Source organism: Janthinobacterium sp. J1-1, assembly GCF_030944405.1.
In the GTDB taxonomy this organism is placed as follows: Bacteria; Pseudomonadota; Gammaproteobacteria; order Burkholderiales; family Burkholderiaceae_D; genus Janthinobacterium.
Window position 1 is genome coordinate 754,958 of record NZ_CP132339.1, and the last position, 13,582, is coordinate 768,539.

The window sequence follows — 13,582 nt, forward strand, 5'->3', positions numbered from 1 at the left end:
ATGAAGATCGGCCTGCGCATCCTGTGCGGCTATTTCCTGGTGGTGGGCCTGGCCGCGTGGTTCCTGCTCAATGTGTTCATGGAGCAGGTCAAGCCCGGCGTGCGCTCGACCCTGGAAGACACCCTGGTCGACACCTCGCAGCTGCTGGCCGCGCTGGTGGCGAACGATATCCGCGATGGCCGCCTCGACGACTCGGTGGTGCTGCAGCGCATGCAGCACTATGCGCAGCGGGCCATCGACGTGAATATCAACGGCGTGCGCAAGCGGACGCTCGACTACCGCATCTATATCACCGACCGGCATGGCGTGGTGCTGTTCGATACCAGCGGGCGCGACGTGGGAAAAGACTATTCGCGCTGGAACGATGTGTATCTCACCTTGCAGGGGAAATACGGCGCGCGCAGCACGCGTTCGATTCCGGACCAGGACATGTCGACCGTGATGCACGTGGCCGCGCCGATCCGCGATGGCGACGCCATCATTGGCGTGCTGACGGTGGCCAAGCCGAACGCCAGCGTGCAGGCCTTTGTGGAGCGCAGCCAGCGCATCATCCTGCAGCGCGGCGCGATCCTGCTGCTGCTTTCCTTGCTGATCGGCCTGGCGTTCGCGTGGTGGTTGCACCATGCGCTGGGCAAGCTGATGGACTATATCGCCGCCGTGGAGGACGGCCGCAAGGTGGCGCTGCCGGCGCTGGGGCGCAGCGAGATCGGCATCCTGGGCCGCGCGCTGGACGCCATGCGCACGCGGCTGGAAGGCAAGGAATATGTCGAGCAGCTGATGCACACCTTGACGCATGAACTGAAAAGCCCGATCGCCGCCATCCAGGCCTCGGCCGAGCTGCTGCAGGAAGACATGCCGGCCGCCGAACGCACGCGTTTCCTGGGCAATATCCTCGAGCAGAACGCGCGCCAGCGGCAGCTGATCGACAAGCTGCTGGCCCTGGTGCGGGTGGAAAAGCAGCAGCGCCTCGACGCTCCCGAACCGATCGCGGTGGCGCCGCTCCTGGAACAGGTGGCGCAGGATGCGGCCGCCTCGCTGGCGGCGCGTGGCGTGCTGCTGGAGGTCAGCCTCATCGACGCCATGGTGGCCGGCGACGCCTTGCTGCTGCGCCAGGCGCTGGGCAACCTGCTCGACAACGCGATCGGTTTTGCGCCGCCGGGCAGCCGCATCGAGCTGCGGGCGCAACGGGCAGGGCAGGGAGTCGAGATCAGCGTGCGCGACCGCGGCGAGGGCATCCCGGCGTATGCGCAGGAGCGCGTGTTCGACCGTTTCTATTCGCTGCCGCGTCCGTCCTCCGGCAAGAGCACGGGCCTGGGCCTGCCCTTCGTGCGCGAGGTGGCCTCCTTGCATGGCGGTACGGTCACCGTGGGCAACCATGCGGACGGCGGCGCCGTGGCGCGCCTGTGCCTGCCGCTGGCCTGAATTTTTTCCCGCTTCACACAGAACGCATCATCAGCGCATACAGGTTTTCTAGACTGGCCGCCTTACCTACAAGGAATGCGCCATGCAAAAAACTTTACTCATCAAAGCGCTGATCGTGTTCGGCCTGATGCTGCTGATCGGCCTGCCCCTCCTGATGATCCAGGAGACCATCAAGGAGCGCATGCAGTTCCGCCAGGAAGCGGTCGACAGCATCGCCGCCGATTCCGTGCGCGAGCAAACCATCATCGGCCCCATCCTCGTGATTCCGTATGTGGAGCAGTATGACGAGCGGGTCGAGATCGCCGCCGACAAGGACCAGAAAAGCAGCGTGCCGGCGCGCACCGAAGTGCAGCGCCGCGTGATGCAGCGCCGCCTGCTGGTGTACCCGAACAACCTGCTGCAGAACGGCACCATCGAGACGGACCGCCGCTACCGCGGCATCCACCAGGTGCTGGTCTACAGCGGCCAGCATGCCTTCAGGGGCGACTTCACGGTGCCGGGCCTGGATCAGTTGCCGCGCAAGACGGCCGACGCGCGCATCGCCGTCGGCCAGCCCTTTATCGCGCTGTCGATCGAGGACGTGCGCGGCATCCGCAATATCCCGAAGATCGACTGGGGCGGGCGCCTGATCGAGTTCGAGCAGGGCACCAAGCTGTTTGCCTTCCGCAGCGGCCTGCACGCGCCGCTGGGCGCCATGCCGCTGGCAGCGGCGCAGCAGGTCAAGTTCAGCTTCGACCTGGGCCTGAGCGGCATCGAACGCCAGCATTTCGTGCCGGTGGCGAAGAACAACCAGGTCAGCATGAAGTCGAACTGGCCCCATCCGCAGTTTGGCGGGCGCTTCCTGCCATCGCCGAAATATCGTCAGATCAATGCCGACGGCTTCCAGGTCGAATGGGACATCTCGTCGCTGGCCTCGAATGCGCAAACCCAGCTGTCAAGCATCGAAGGCGAATTCAAGGCGCCCGACAGCGCGCCGCTGGGCCAGGTCGACCGTTTCAGTGTGGGCTTCATCGAGCCGATCAATGTATATACACAGTCGGACCGCGCCACCAAATACGGCCTGCTGTTCGTGGCGCTGACGTTTGCCGCCTTCTTCATCTTCGAGATATTGAAGAGCCTGCCGATCCACCCGGTGCAGTATCTGCTGGTCGGCCTGGCCCTGGTGATCTTCTTCCTGCTGCTGGTGGGCCTGGCCGAGCATATCGCTTTCTGGATGGCGTATGCAATCGCGAGTGCCGCCTGTATCGCACTGACCAGCTTTTACCTCACCTACGTGCTGCGCAGCGTGGGCCGCGCGCTCGGCTTTGGCGTGGCGCTGACGGCCCTTTATGGCGCCCTGTATGGCCTGCTGAACTCGGAAAACAACGCCCTGATCATGGGCAGCATCCTGCTGTTCGCCGTGCTGGCGGCCGTGATGGTGGTGACGCGCAAGGTCGACTGGTACCAAGTGGGGAAGGGTGCTGCTTTGCCCGCCGGAAAGGCGCATGAATAGCCGCCGCACGGCCGATTTGTGTTACCTTATCGCTCCTTCGCGGCAATGCCGGCAACTTGCCGCGGAGCGCACAACAACACTTTGACATACCTCGTGTTAACTTGTTGCGTCAAGGGTTTTTGTGCTATATACTAGCCGGCTTCGGTATGGATTCGTCCTTTTTTGAGTCCTACGTTATTTGTAGTTAAACAAGCCCCGCCCAATCGCAGGTGGGAATGGAGAAAAAATGAGCCTAGGCCTTCTCGGTCGCAAGGTTGGTATGATGCGCATTTTCACGGACGAAGGGGATTCGATTCCTGTCACCGTGCTGGACGTATCGAACAACCGTGTTGCGCAAATCAAAACCCCTGAAACAGATGGTTACTCCGCTGTTCAGGTCGCATTCGGTCAACGTCGCGCTTCCCGCGTGACCAAAGCTGTTGCTGGTCATCATGCTAAAGCTGGCGTTGAAGCCGGTACTCTGTTGAAAGAGTTCCGTGTTGATGCTGCTAAAGCCGCCGAATTGAAAGCTGGCGATGTCGTCGCTGCTTCCCTGTTCGAAGTCGGTCAAAAGATCGACGTGCAAGGCGTTACCATCGGTAAAGGCTATGCAGGCGTTATCAAACGTTACCACTTCGCTTCTGGCCGTGCAACGCACGGTAACTCGCGTTCGCACAACGTTCCAGGTTCCATCGGTATGGCGCAAGATCCAGGTCGTGTTTTCCCTGGTAAGCGCATGACCGGTCATCTGGGTGACGTTAACCGTACGATCCAGAACCTCGTGATCGCCCGTATCGATGCCGACCGTCAGCTGCTGCTGGTCAAAGGCGCGATTCCAGGCGCGAAAAATGGCCAGGTAGTTGTCTCGCCAGCCATCAAAACCAAAGCCAAGAAGGGAGCTTAAACGATGGAACTCAAGCTTCTGAATGCGCAAGGTCAAGCCGGCTCCAATGTCGTCGCTGCTGATGAAATTTTCGGCCGTGATTACAACGAAGCGCTGATCCACCAAGTCGTGATCGCTTATCAAGCGAATGCACGTAGCGGTAACCGCAAGCAAAAAGACCGTGAAGAAGTTCACCACACGACCAAAAAGCCATGGCGCCAAAAAGGTACCGGCCGCGCTCGTGCTGGTATGTCGTCGTCGCCACTGTGGCGCGGCGGTGGTCGGATTTTCCCGAACTCGCCTGACGAAAACTTCACCCACAAAGTGAACAAAAAAATGTATCGCGCAGGTGTCTGCTCGATCCTGTCGCAGCTGGCTCGCGAAGAGCGCCTGATCGTCATCGACGATCTGACGATCGACGCGCCAAAAACCAAGCTGCTGTCGCAAAAATTGAACGGCCTGGGCTTTGATTCGGTTCTGATCATCACCGACGTTCTGAACGAAAACCTGGAACTGGCATCGCGCAACCTGCCTAACGTACTCGTCGTTGAGCCACGTCACGCTGACCCGATGTCCCTGGTGTTCTACAAGAAGATCCTGGTCACCAAAGCTGCACTGGCCAAGATTGAGGAGATGCTGGCATGAGCGCGATTTTGAAACATAGCGAAGAACGCTTGATGAAGGTGCTGTTGGCGCCCGTGATTTCCGAGAAGGCCACCATGGTCGCGGAAAAGAACGAGCAAATTGTATTCCGCGTTCTGCCGGATGCAACCAAGCCTGAAATCAAGGCAGCAGTCGAACTGCTGTTCAAGGTCGAAGTTCTGTCCGTGCAAACTGCAAACCGCGAAGGCAAGCAGAAACGCACCGGCAAGTTCAACGGTCGTCGTAACCATACCAAGCGTGCTTTCGTGTGCCTGAAACCTGGCCAGGAAATCAACTTCTCCGAGGAGGCTGCATAATGGCACTCGTTAAGATGAAACCAACCTCGCCAGGCCGTCGCGGCATGGTAAAGGTGGTGAACCCGGACCTGTACAAAGGTCGTCCGTTCGCTGCCCTGGTTGAAAAGAAATCCAAGACCGCTGGTCGTAACAACAACGGTCACATCACCACCCGTCATATCGGTGGTGGTCATAAGCAACACTATCGCCTGATCGACTTCAAGCGCACCAAAGATGGTATTCCAGCGAAAGTGGAACGTATCGAATACGATCCAAACCGCACCGCGAATATCGCTCTGCTGTGCTACGCCGACGGCGAGCGTCATTACATCATCGCAACCAAAGGCATGTCCGTTGGCGACAGCGTGATGAACGGTTCGGAAGCACCGATCAAATCGGGTAACTGCTTGCCAATCCGTAACATCCCAGTCGGTACCGTGATGCATTGCGTCGAAATGCTGCCAGGTAAAGGTGCCCAAATGGCCCGTACCGCCGGCGCCGGCGTCGTGCTGATGGCCCGTGAAGGTACCTACGCTCAAGTGCGCCTGCGCTCGGGTGAAGTACGTCGCGTGCACATCGAGTGCCGTGCAACCGTGGGTGAAGTCGGCAATGCCGAACACAGCCTGCGTAAAATCGGTAAAGCTGGCGCGATGCGCTGGCGCGGTGTTCGTCCTACCGTTCGCGGTGTGGTCATGAACCCGGTCGATCACCCGCACGGTGGTGGTGAAGGTAAAACAGCAGCTGGTCGTCATCCAGTTTCGCCTTGGGGCCAACAGACTAAAGGTAAGAAGACACGCAGCAACAAGCGTACTACTTCCATGATCGTCTCGCGCCGCGGCAAGAAATAAGGGGTAGCACATGACACGTTCATTGAAAAAAGGGCCGTTCTGTGACGCCCACCTGGTGAAAAAAGTTGAAGCCGCGCAAGCTGCCAAAGACAAAAAGCCAATCAAAACCTGGTCGCGTCGTTCGACAATCATGCCTGACTTTATCGGCCTGACGATCGCGGTTCATAACGGCAAGCTGCACGTGCCGGTTTATGTTTCCGAAAACATGGTTGGTCACAAGCTCGGCGAATTCGCACTGACCCGTACGTTCAAGGGTCATGCAGCTGACAAAAAGGCTAAGAAATAATGGAAACCAAAGCTATCCTCAAAGGTGTGCGCCTGTCCGACCAAAAAGGTCGCCTGGTTGCTGACCTGATCCGTGGCAAGAAAGTTGACGCAGCACTCAACATCTTGCAATTCAGCCCGAAAAAAGGTGCTGCGATCATCAAGCGTGTTCTGGAATCGGCAATCGCCAATGCGGAACACAATGACGGCGCGGACATCGACGAACTGTTCGTGAAAACGATCTACGTCGAAAAGGGCCCGGTCCTGAAGCGCTTCACCGCGCGTGCAAAAGGCCGTGGCGACCGTATTTCGAAACAATCCTGTCACGTTTACGTGACTGTCGGTAACTAAGGAGCCACGATGGGTCAGAAAATTCATCCAACCGGTTTCCGTCTGGCGGTCACCCGTAACTGGGCTTCGCGCTGGTATGCAGGCAACGGCAATTTCGCTGCCATGCTGAACGAAGACTTGAAAGCACGTGCTTACCTGAAAAAGAAACTGAAGAACGCTTCGGTTGGCCGCATCGTTATCGAGCGTCCTGCCAAGAACGCGCGCTTCACGATCTACAGCTCGCGTCCAGGCGTGGTCATTGGTAAAAAAGGCGAAGACATCGAAGTACTGAAGTCGGCGCTGACCAAGATCATGGGCGTACCTGTTCACGTGAACATCGAAGAAATTCGCAAGCCTGAAATCGACTCGCAACTGATCGCCGATTCGATCTCGCAGCAGCTGGAAAAACGGATCATGTTCCGCCGCGCCATGAAGCGTGCAATGCAAAATGCAATGCGCCTGGGTGCACTCGGTATCAAGATCATGTCGTCCGGCCGTCTGAACGGTATCGAAATCGCCCGTAAAGAATGGTACCGCGAAGGCCGCGTGCCTCTGCATACCCTGCGCGCCGATATCGACTACGGTACCAGCGAAGCATCGACCACCTACGGCATCATCGGTGTCAAGGTGTGGGTATACAAAGGTGACCGCGCGCCTAACGGCGATGCACCAGTCATCGATACCCCAGCTGACGAGAAGAAGAGCCGCGGTCCACGCCGTGACGATGGCAAGCCAGCTGGCCGCCCACGTCCAGCCGGTGCCGGTGCGAAACCATCCACAGCACCAGGTGCACGTGTGCGTACCGCCGCTAAACCGGCCGCCGCAGCAGCACCCGCTGAGAAAGCAGGAGAATAATCATGCTGCAACCAGCACGCAGAAAGTATCGTAAAGAGCAGAAAGGCCGTAACACCGGTATTTCGCACAGCCGCGGCACCGCCGTGTCGTTTGGCGAATTCGGTCTGAAAGCCGTTGCGCGCGGTCGTATCACTGCGCGTCAAATTGAAGCGGCGCGTCGTGCAATGACGCGTCACATCAAGCGCGGTGGCCGTATCTGGATCCGTATTTTCCCGGACAAACCGATTTCGAACAAACCGGCTGAAGTCCGTATGGGTAACGGTAAAGGTAATCCTGAGTACTACGTCGCTGAAATTCAGCCAGGCAAAGTACTGTACGAAATGGATGGCGTTGATGAAGCGCTGGCACGGGAAGCTTTCCGTCTTGCCGCCGCTAAACTGCCACTGGCGACGACGTTTGTCATCCGCCAAGTTGGCCAATAATTGGAGTTGGATATGAAAGCAACTGAACTCCGCGGCAAAGACCAGCCAGCTCTGCAAAAAGAGCTGAATGACTTGTTGAAGGCACAGTTCGGCCTGCGTATGCAAATCGCTACGCAACAGCTGAGCAACACTTCGCAGCTCAAGAAGGTACGCCGCGATATCGCGCGTGTGAAGACGGTAATGAATCTGAAGGAAGCCAAATGAACGAACCAGTGAAACAGTCGCTCAAGCGCACGCTGATCGGTAAAGTGGTATCCGACAAGATGGACAAGACCGTTACCGTTCTGATCGAGCGCCACGTAAAACATCCTTTGTATGGCAAGATCATCATGCGTTCGAACAAGTATCACGCGCATGACGAGACCAACCAGGTCAAAGCCGGTGACACGGTAGAGATCCAGGAAGGTCGTCCGATCTCCAAAACGAAGGCATGGACGGTGACACGTGTGGTTCAAGCCGCACCCATCGTTTAAATAAAAACCACCGTTTCGGCGGTGGCTTTTAATTAGTACTTGCAGGCCCGCAAATTGTATGTAATACTTGCGGGCTTCGTTCATGTAACGCCGCAAAGTGTCTGGCCACAGACATAGCTCCGCGGTCAGTTGATGTATGAAGGTCATGCACCCAAACAGTGAAGCCCAGCAGGGCGGCTCTGGCGGGACCAAGACTGACCGCGGGTCTACATTGTGTGGATTCTTCGGCTTAAGTTGGGAAAGAGAATACTATGATTCAAACTGAAAGCCGGCTCGAAGTGGCTGACAATACCGGTGCCAAGGAAGTAATGTGCATCAAGGTATTGGGTGGCTCCAAGCGCCGTTATGCTGGCATTGGCGATGTGATCAAAGTAACCGTCAAGGTTGCTGCGCCACGTGGCCGTGTCAAAAAAGGTGAAATTTATAACGCCGTGGTTGTGCGCACCGCTAAAGGTGTTCGCCGCCAAGACGGTTCCCTGGTGAAGTTCGACGGCAACGCCGCCGTTCTGTTGAACGCCAAGCTGGAACCGATCGGTACCCGTATTTTTGGACCTGTCACACGCGAACTGCGTACTGAGAAGTTCATGAAAATCGTGTCCCTGGCACCGGAAGTCCTGTAAGGAGTCGTAATGGATAAGATTCGTAAAAACGACGAAGTCATCGTTCTGACCGGGAAAGACAAGGGCAAACGTGGTGTGGTGCAGCAACGTATCGATGCTGAACATATCGTGGTTGATGGCATCAACGTCGCTAAAAAAGCGACCAAGCCAAACCCGATGACTGGCGTAACTGGTGGTATCGTCGATAAGACCATGCCAATTCACGTGTCCAACGTTGCATTGTTCAATGCAGCGACTGGCAAGGCAGATCGCGTGGGTTTCAAAGAAGTGGACGGCAAGAAAGTTCGCATCTTTAAATCCTCCGGCGAAGTAGTGAAGGCTTAAGAAATCATGGCACGTCTCCAAGAATTCTATAAAGAAAAAGTCGTTGCCGACCTGACCAGCAAGTTTGGTTACAAGTCGGTGATGGAAGTTCCACGCCTGACCAAGATCACCCTGAACATGGGTGTTGGTGAGGCTATCGCGGATAAAAAAGTTCTCGAGCACGCAGTTGCTGACTTGACCAAGATCGCCGGCCAGAAGCCAGTGACCACCAAGTCCCGCAAAGCGATCGCAGGCTTCAAAATCCGTGAAGGTTACCCGATCGGTACGATGGTCACCCTGCGCGGCGCTCGCATGTACGAGTTCCTGGATCGCTTCATTACCGTGGCCCTGCCGCGCGTACGCGATTTCCGTGGTGTGAACGGTCGTGCATTCGACGGTCGTGGCAACTACAACATCGGTGTCAAGGAACAGATCATTTTCCCTGAAATCGAATACGACAAGATTGACGCGTTGCGCGGTATGAATATCAGCATCACGACAACTGCTAAGACCGATGACGAAGCCAAAGCTTTGCTCGCCGCCTTTAAATTCCCTTTCAGGAACTGATCATGGCCAAACTGTCACTGATTAATCGTGAGATCAAGCGTGCTGACCTGGTGGCGAAATTCGCCCCTAAGCGCGAAGCTCTCAAGGCCATCGTCGATGACCAATCGAAATCGGAAGAAGAGCGCTACGAAGCTCGCCTGAAATTGCAGGCGCTGCCACGTAACTCGAACCCGACGCGTCAACGTAACCGTTGCGCCATCACTGGTCGTCCGCGCGGCACATTCCGTAAATTCGGTCTGGGTCGTATCAAGCTCCGTGAATTCGCCATGCGTGGTGAAATTCCGGGTATGACTAAAGCAAGCTGGTAATAGGAGAATATGCAATGAGTATGAGCGATCCTATCGCCGATATGCTGACCCGCATTCGTAACGCCCAGGGCGTGCAAAAAACGACAGTGGCCATGCCATCGTCGAAAGTCAAAATTGCGATTGCCAACGTCCTGAAGGACGAGGGTTACATTGAAGATTTCGCTGTTGCCGAAGCTGGTGGCAAGGCGGAACTGAAGATCGGTTTGAAGTATTATGTTGGCCGTCCCGTCATTGAGCGCCTTGAGCGCGTGTCCCGTCCGGGCCTGCGCGTCTACAAGGGCAAAGACGAGATCCCTGTTGTGATGAATGGCTTGGGTGTGGCGATCGTGTCGACTCCGCAAGGCGTCATGACTGACCGCAAAGCACGCGCTACCGGTGTCGGCGGCGAAGTTATTTGCTACGTGGCTTAAGGAGTTACACATGTCTCGAGTAGCTAAAATGCCTATCGTTGTGCCAGCTGGCGCTGAAGTCGCCATCTCCGCACAAGCGATCACCGTAAAAGGCCCGCTGGGCGTGCTTTCCCAGGCCCTCACCGGCCAGGTCAAAGTGGAAAACAATGCAGGAACCCTGAGTTTCGACGTGGCGAACGACAGCCGCGAAGCCAATGCCATGTCCGGCACGCTGCGCGCACTGGTCAACAACATGGTTGTTGGCGTCACCAAGGGTTTCGAGAAAAAGCTGAACCTGGTTGGCGTGGGTTACAAGGCGCAAGCGCAAGGCGACAAGTTGAATCTGTCCCTGGGCTTCTCGCACCCTGTAGTGCATGACATGCCAGCCGGCGTTACCTGCGCAACACCAACCCCGACCGAGATCCTGATCAAGGGTATCGACCGTCAACAGGTTGGCCAGGTAGCCGCTGAAGTTCGTGCTTACCGCTCCCCTGAGCCTTATAAAGGCAAGGGCGTTCGCTATGCGGACGAAGTGGTCAAGCTTAAAGAAACCAAGAAGAAGTAATTAGGGGCTGACGATGGATAAGAAAGAATCACGGCTTCGCCGCGGACGCCAAACCCGCATCAAGATTGCGGAATTGAAAGTAAATCGCTTGTCGGTGCACCGCACCAACCTGCACATTTACGCCAACCTGATCAGCCCGGACGCTAAAGTCCTGGTTTCGGCCTCGACGGCTGAAGCGGAAGTTCGCGCTGAACTGGCAGGCCAATCCGGCAAAGGCGGCAATGCCGCTGCTGCAGCCTTGATCGGCAAGCGCGTCGCTGAAAAAGCGTTGAAAGCAGGGATTACCGAAGTTGCGTTTGACCGCTCCGGTTTCCGTTACCACGGCCGTGTGAAAGCGTTGGCAGAAGCCGCACGCGAAGCCGGTCTGAAGTTCTAAGGATCAATCATGGCAAAAATGCAAGCAAAAATGCAAAGCGACAAGCCGGATGATGGCATGCGCGAAAAAATGATCGCGATCAACCGCGTGACCAAAGTGGTCAAGGGTGGTCGTATCATGGGTTTCGCCGCGCTGACCGTAGTTGGTGATGGCGATGGCCGCGTCGGCATGGGCAAGGGCAAATCGAAAGAAGTGCCGGTTGGCGTGCAAAAAGCAATGGAAGAAGCTCGCCGCAACCTGATCAAAGTGCCGCTCAAAAACGGTACCTTGCATCATACGGTAGTGGGTCGTCACGGCGCGTCGAAGGTTCTGATGAACCCAGCCAAGCCTGGTACCGGCGTTATCGCTGGTGGCGCAATGCGCGCGATCTTCGAAGTAATGGGCGTGACGGACGTGGTGGCGAAATCCACCGGTTCGAACAACCCTTACAACCTGGTGCGCGCTACGCTGGACGGCCTGTCGAAAATGAGTACTGCTTCCGATATCGCTGCCAAACGCGGCAAGTCGGTTGAAGACATTCTGGCTTAAGGTGGACAAAATGACAAACACAGTCAAAGTGCAATTGGTCAAGGGCTTGATCGGTACGCGCGAATCGCATCGCGCTACCGTGCGCGGTCTGGGTCTGCGTCGTGTAAATTCGGTTTCCGAACTGCAAGACACCCCATCCGTACGCGGCATGATCAATAAAGTATCGTATCTCGTTAAAGTTGTCGGGTAAGCCTTCGGGCTTACACGAACGGAGCAAATCATGGAATTGAATACTATTGCACCAGCCGAAGGCGCCAAGCACTACAAGCGTCGCGTCGGTCGCGGTATCGGCTCCGGCCTGGGTAAAACCTCGGGTCGTGGTCACAAAGGTCAGAAATCGCGTTCGGGCGGCTTTCATAAAGTCGGTTTCGAAGGCGGTCAGATGCCTCTGCAACGCCGTCTGCCTAAGCGCGGTTTCAAATCGATGCACGCAACCTTCAAAGCTGAAGTGCGCCTGTCCGATCTGAACAACCTGGCTGTTGGCGATGTCGACATTCTGGTCTTGAAGCAAGCTGGCGTTCTGGGCGTGTTGGCCCGTGACGTGCGCGTGATCTTGTCCGGCGAAATCACCAAAGCGGTGAATTTGAAGGGCTTGAAAGTGTCCGCTGGCGCGAAAGCAGCCATCGAAGCAGCCGGCGGCTCGGTAGCCTGAGTTGACCGCTAACAGCTTGATCGGAGCGAAAATTGGCGACTAATCCACAACTTGCTAAAAGTGCAGCGGCCGGTTTCCCTTGGGGACGGCTCTGGTTTTTGCTTGGCGCATTGGTGGTTTATCGTATCGGTGCTCACGTCCCGGTTCCCGGGATTGACCCGACACAATTAGCCTCGCTGTTCAAGGAGCACGAAGGCGGCGTCCTGGGCATGTTCAACATGTTCTCGGGCGGTGCCTTGTCTCGTTTTACAGTGTTTGCGCTGGGTATCATGCCTTATATCTCGGCCTCGATCATCATGCAATTGCTGTCGATCGTGTCACCGCAGATGGAAGCGTTGAAAAAAGAAGGCGAAGCAGGCCGCCGCAAGATCACCCAGTACACCCGGTATTTCACGGTGGCACTGGCACTGTTTCAAGCGTTAGGTATTGCAGTCGCACTGGAGTCGCAAGCTGGTCTGGTGTTGGAACCTGGTCTTGCATTCCGCTTCGTGACGGTCGTCACTTTGTTGACCGGAACAATGTTTTTGATGTGGTTGGGTGAGCAGATTACCGAGCGTGGCTTGGGTAACGGCATCTCGATCATCATTTTTGCCGGTATTGCAGCAGGTCTGCCTTCCGCACTGGGTGGTTTGTTCAGCCTGGTATCGAATGGTTCGATCGGCAGCTTGGGCGCGATCTTCATCGTGCTGCTGGTAGCCCTGGTAACGTTCTTCGTGGTATTTGTCGAACGCGGTCAGCGCAAAATATTGGTCAACTACGCGAAGCGCCAGGTAGGCAACAAGATTTATGGCGGTCAAACCAGCCATTTGCCGTTGAAGCTGAACATGGCCGGCGTGATCCCGCCGATCTTTGCTTCTTCGATCATCTTGTTCCCGGCCACTATCGTGGACTGGTTTTCAAAGGGCGCCGACAACGCTAACCCTGCGGTGCGGTTCTTGAAAGATTTGGCAGCATCGATGGGGCCTGGTGAGCCTATCCATGCGCTGTTGTACGCAGTGGCGATCGTGTTTTTCTGTTTCTTCTATACCGCGCTGGTCTTTAACAGCAAGGAAACAGCGGATAACTTGAAGAAGAGCGGTGCGTTCATTCCCGGGATCCGTCCAGGCGAACAGACAGCCCGTTACATCGACAAGATCCTGACACGCTTGACACTTGCCGGCGCAGTCTACATCACCCTGGTGTGTTTATTGCCGGAATTTATGCAAGCCCAGTGGAAAGTACCATTCTATTTCGGCGGTACTTCTTTATTGATTATTGTAGTTGTCACCATGGATTTCATGGCGCAAGTACAGAACTACGTGATGTCGCAGCAATATGATTCACTGCTGCGCAAAGCAAATTTCAAGGGCGGAATTCCGACGCGTTAAG

General features: G+C 56.3%; 23 protein-coding genes. All 23 read left to right on the forward strand.

The window, feature by feature from the left end; all coding sequences use genetic code 11:
• The 23 genes from creC to secY all read left to right on the forward strand — a co-directional run bounded on the left by creC (position 1) and on the right by secY (position 13,581).
• Complete coding sequence (gene creC, locus Q8L25_RS03320; RefSeq protein ID WP_308923552.1) at positions 1–1,422, forward strand: two-component system sensor histidine kinase CreC; 1,422 nt, start codon at positions 1–3, stop codon at positions 1,420–1,422.
• Between the two features lie 82 nt (positions 1,423–1,504).
• Complete coding sequence (gene creD, locus Q8L25_RS03325) at positions 1,505–2,914, forward strand: cell envelope integrity protein CreD (protein WP_308923553.1); 1,410 nt, start codon at positions 1,505–1,507, stop codon at positions 2,912–2,914.
• A 226-nt stretch (positions 2,915–3,140) separates the two neighbouring features.
• A complete protein-coding gene (rplC, locus tag Q8L25_RS03330; protein ID WP_010394393.1) occupies positions 3,141–3,797 on the forward strand; it encodes a 50S ribosomal protein L3 in 657 nt (218 codons plus the stop codon).
• A 3-nt stretch (positions 3,798–3,800) separates the two neighbouring features.
• On the forward strand, positions 3,801–4,421 hold the full coding sequence (gene rplD, locus Q8L25_RS03335; RefSeq protein ID WP_065310151.1) for a 50S ribosomal protein L4: 621 nt from the start codon (positions 3,801–3,803) through the stop codon (positions 4,419–4,421).
• Positions 4,418–4,735, forward strand: a complete 318-nt coding sequence (gene rplW, locus Q8L25_RS03340; RefSeq protein WP_010394398.1) for a 50S ribosomal protein L23 — start codon at positions 4,418–4,420, stop codon at positions 4,733–4,735. The genes rplD and rplW overlap by 4 nt, the downstream gene beginning before the upstream one ends.
• Entirely contained in the window at positions 4,735–5,562 is an 828-nt protein-coding gene (gene rplB / locus Q8L25_RS03345; RefSeq protein WP_065310150.1) for a 50S ribosomal protein L2, read from the forward strand. Before rplW ends, rplB begins: the two co-directional genes overlap by 1 nt.
• 10 nt (positions 5,563–5,572) lie before the next feature.
• Positions 5,573–5,848, forward strand: a complete 276-nt coding sequence (rpsS, locus tag Q8L25_RS03350) for a 30S ribosomal protein S19 (RefSeq protein ID WP_008444295.1) — start codon at positions 5,573–5,575, stop codon at positions 5,846–5,848.
• The gene (gene rplV / locus Q8L25_RS03355; protein ID WP_170840583.1) at positions 5,845–6,177 is read left to right on the forward strand and encodes a 50S ribosomal protein L22; all 333 of its coding nucleotides are present in this window, start codon (positions 5,845–5,847) and stop codon (positions 6,175–6,177) included. Before rpsS ends, rplV begins: the two co-directional genes overlap by 4 nt.
• 9 nt (positions 6,178–6,186) lie before the next feature.
• Positions 6,187–7,011, forward strand: a complete 825-nt coding sequence (gene rpsC, locus Q8L25_RS03360; protein ID WP_092718261.1) for a 30S ribosomal protein S3 — start codon at positions 6,187–6,189, stop codon at positions 7,009–7,011.
• A 2-nt stretch (positions 7,012–7,013) separates the two neighbouring features.
• The gene (rplP, locus tag Q8L25_RS03365) at positions 7,014–7,433 is read left to right on the forward strand and encodes a 50S ribosomal protein L16 (protein WP_034753201.1); all 420 of its coding nucleotides are present in this window, start codon (positions 7,014–7,016) and stop codon (positions 7,431–7,433) included.
• A 12-nt stretch (positions 7,434–7,445) separates the two neighbouring features.
• Positions 7,446–7,637: a 50S ribosomal protein L29 gene (rpmC, locus tag Q8L25_RS03370; protein WP_071079768.1), complete on the forward strand. Its 192-nt coding sequence runs from the start codon at positions 7,446–7,448 to the stop codon at positions 7,635–7,637.
• Entirely contained in the window at positions 7,634–7,906 is a 273-nt protein-coding gene (gene rpsQ, locus Q8L25_RS03375; RefSeq protein ID WP_065310148.1) for a 30S ribosomal protein S17, read from the forward strand. Before rpmC ends, rpsQ begins: the two co-directional genes overlap by 4 nt.
• A 251-nt stretch (positions 7,907–8,157) precedes the next feature.
• Positions 8,158–8,526, forward strand: coding sequence for a 50S ribosomal protein L14 (rplN, locus tag Q8L25_RS03380; RefSeq protein ID WP_008444317.1), 369 nt, complete (start codon positions 8,158–8,160; stop codon positions 8,524–8,526).
• 9 nt (positions 8,527–8,535) lie between these two features.
• A complete protein-coding gene (gene rplX, locus Q8L25_RS03385) occupies positions 8,536–8,850 on the forward strand; it encodes a 50S ribosomal protein L24 (protein ID WP_065310147.1) in 315 nt (104 codons plus the stop codon).
• Positions 8,851–8,856: 6 nt separating this feature from the next.
• Entirely contained in the window at positions 8,857–9,396 is a 540-nt protein-coding gene (gene rplE / locus Q8L25_RS03390) for a 50S ribosomal protein L5 (RefSeq protein ID WP_010394421.1), read from the forward strand.
• A gap of 2 nt (positions 9,397–9,398) precedes the next feature.
• Entirely contained in the window at positions 9,399–9,704 is a 306-nt protein-coding gene (gene rpsN, locus Q8L25_RS03395; protein WP_010394423.1) for a 30S ribosomal protein S14, read from the forward strand.
• A gap of 14 nt (positions 9,705–9,718) precedes the next feature.
• Positions 9,719–10,114 (forward strand): 30S ribosomal protein S8, encoded by a 396-nt coding sequence (rpsH, locus tag Q8L25_RS03400; protein WP_071325662.1) that lies wholly within the window; start codon positions 9,719–9,721, stop codon positions 10,112–10,114.
• 10 nt (positions 10,115–10,124) lie between these two features.
• Positions 10,125–10,658, forward strand: a complete 534-nt coding sequence (gene rplF / locus Q8L25_RS03405; protein WP_065310145.1) for a 50S ribosomal protein L6 — start codon at positions 10,125–10,127, stop codon at positions 10,656–10,658.
• Between the two features lie 13 nt (positions 10,659–10,671).
• Positions 10,672–11,034, forward strand: coding sequence for a 50S ribosomal protein L18 (rplR, locus tag Q8L25_RS03410; protein WP_010394431.1), 363 nt, complete (start codon positions 10,672–10,674; stop codon positions 11,032–11,034).
• Between the two features lie 9 nt (positions 11,035–11,043).
• Positions 11,044–11,562 carry a 30S ribosomal protein S5 gene (gene rpsE, locus Q8L25_RS03415; RefSeq protein ID WP_010394433.1) on the forward strand — a complete coding sequence of 173 codons (519 nt, stop codon included), beginning with the start codon at positions 11,044–11,046 and terminating at the stop codon, positions 11,560–11,562.
• 10 nt (positions 11,563–11,572) lie between these two features.
• Positions 11,573–11,752: a 50S ribosomal protein L30 gene (gene rpmD / locus Q8L25_RS03420; protein WP_010394435.1), complete on the forward strand. Its 180-nt coding sequence runs from the start codon at positions 11,573–11,575 to the stop codon at positions 11,750–11,752.
• A 30-nt stretch (positions 11,753–11,782) separates the two neighbouring features.
• Positions 11,783–12,214 carry a 50S ribosomal protein L15 gene (gene rplO / locus Q8L25_RS03425; RefSeq protein ID WP_034753211.1) on the forward strand — a complete coding sequence of 144 codons (432 nt, stop codon included), beginning with the start codon at positions 11,783–11,785 and terminating at the stop codon, positions 12,212–12,214.
• Positions 12,215–12,246: 32 nt separating this feature from the next.
• On the forward strand, positions 12,247–13,581 hold the full coding sequence (gene secY, locus Q8L25_RS03430) for a preprotein translocase subunit SecY (protein ID WP_094442958.1): 1,335 nt from the start codon (positions 12,247–12,249) through the stop codon (positions 13,579–13,581).
• Position 13,582: the final 1 nt, after the last annotated feature.

What these genes read in the sequence shown, in the direction of transcription:
- rpsH (WP_071325662.1), top strand. Translation starts at nt 9,719, where the DNA reads ATGAGTATGAGCGATCCTATCGCCGATATGCTGACCCGCATTCGTAAC.
- rplR (WP_010394431.1), top strand. Translation starts at nt 10,672, where the DNA reads ATGGATAAGAAAGAATCACGGCTTCGCCGCGGACGCCAAACCCGCATC.
- rpsQ (WP_065310148.1), top strand. Translation starts at nt 7,634, where the DNA reads ATGAACGAACCAGTGAAACAGTCGCTCAAGCGCACGCTGATCGGTAAA.
- rplF (WP_065310145.1), top strand. Translation starts at nt 10,125, where the DNA reads ATGTCTCGAGTAGCTAAAATGCCTATCGTTGTGCCAGCTGGCGCTGAA.
- creD (WP_308923553.1), top strand. Translation starts at nt 1,505, where the DNA reads ATGCAAAAAACTTTACTCATCAAAGCGCTGATCGTGTTCGGCCTGATG.
- rplP (WP_034753201.1), top strand. Translation starts at nt 7,014, where the DNA reads ATGCTGCAACCAGCACGCAGAAAGTATCGTAAAGAGCAGAAAGGCCGT.
- rplC (WP_010394393.1), top strand. Translation starts at nt 3,141, where the DNA reads ATGAGCCTAGGCCTTCTCGGTCGCAAGGTTGGTATGATGCGCATTTTC.
- rplD (WP_065310151.1), top strand. Translation starts at nt 3,801, where the DNA reads ATGGAACTCAAGCTTCTGAATGCGCAAGGTCAAGCCGGCTCCAATGTC.
- rpmC (WP_071079768.1), top strand. Translation starts at nt 7,446, where the DNA reads ATGAAAGCAACTGAACTCCGCGGCAAAGACCAGCCAGCTCTGCAAAAA.
- rplW (WP_010394398.1), top strand. Translation starts at nt 4,418, where the DNA reads ATGAGCGCGATTTTGAAACATAGCGAAGAACGCTTGATGAAGGTGCTG.
- rplE (WP_010394421.1), top strand. Translation starts at nt 8,857, where the DNA reads ATGGCACGTCTCCAAGAATTCTATAAAGAAAAAGTCGTTGCCGACCTG.
- rpsS (WP_008444295.1), top strand. Translation starts at nt 5,573, where the DNA reads ATGACACGTTCATTGAAAAAAGGGCCGTTCTGTGACGCCCACCTGGTG.
- rplN (WP_008444317.1), top strand. Translation starts at nt 8,158, where the DNA reads ATGATTCAAACTGAAAGCCGGCTCGAAGTGGCTGACAATACCGGTGCC.
- rpsE (WP_010394433.1), top strand. Translation starts at nt 11,044, where the DNA reads ATGGCAAAAATGCAAGCAAAAATGCAAAGCGACAAGCCGGATGATGGC.
- rplX (WP_065310147.1), top strand. Translation starts at nt 8,536, where the DNA reads ATGGATAAGATTCGTAAAAACGACGAAGTCATCGTTCTGACCGGGAAA.
- rpsN (WP_010394423.1), top strand. Translation starts at nt 9,399, where the DNA reads ATGGCCAAACTGTCACTGATTAATCGTGAGATCAAGCGTGCTGACCTG.
- rpmD (WP_010394435.1), top strand. Translation starts at nt 11,573, where the DNA reads ATGACAAACACAGTCAAAGTGCAATTGGTCAAGGGCTTGATCGGTACG.
- rpsC (WP_092718261.1), top strand. Translation starts at nt 6,187, where the DNA reads ATGGGTCAGAAAATTCATCCAACCGGTTTCCGTCTGGCGGTCACCCGT.
- rplO (WP_034753211.1), top strand. Translation starts at nt 11,783, where the DNA reads ATGGAATTGAATACTATTGCACCAGCCGAAGGCGCCAAGCACTACAAG.
- creC (WP_308923552.1), top strand. Translation starts at nt 1, where the DNA reads ATGAAGATCGGCCTGCGCATCCTGTGCGGCTATTTCCTGGTGGTGGGC.
- rplB (WP_065310150.1), top strand. Translation starts at nt 4,735, where the DNA reads ATGGCACTCGTTAAGATGAAACCAACCTCGCCAGGCCGTCGCGGCATG.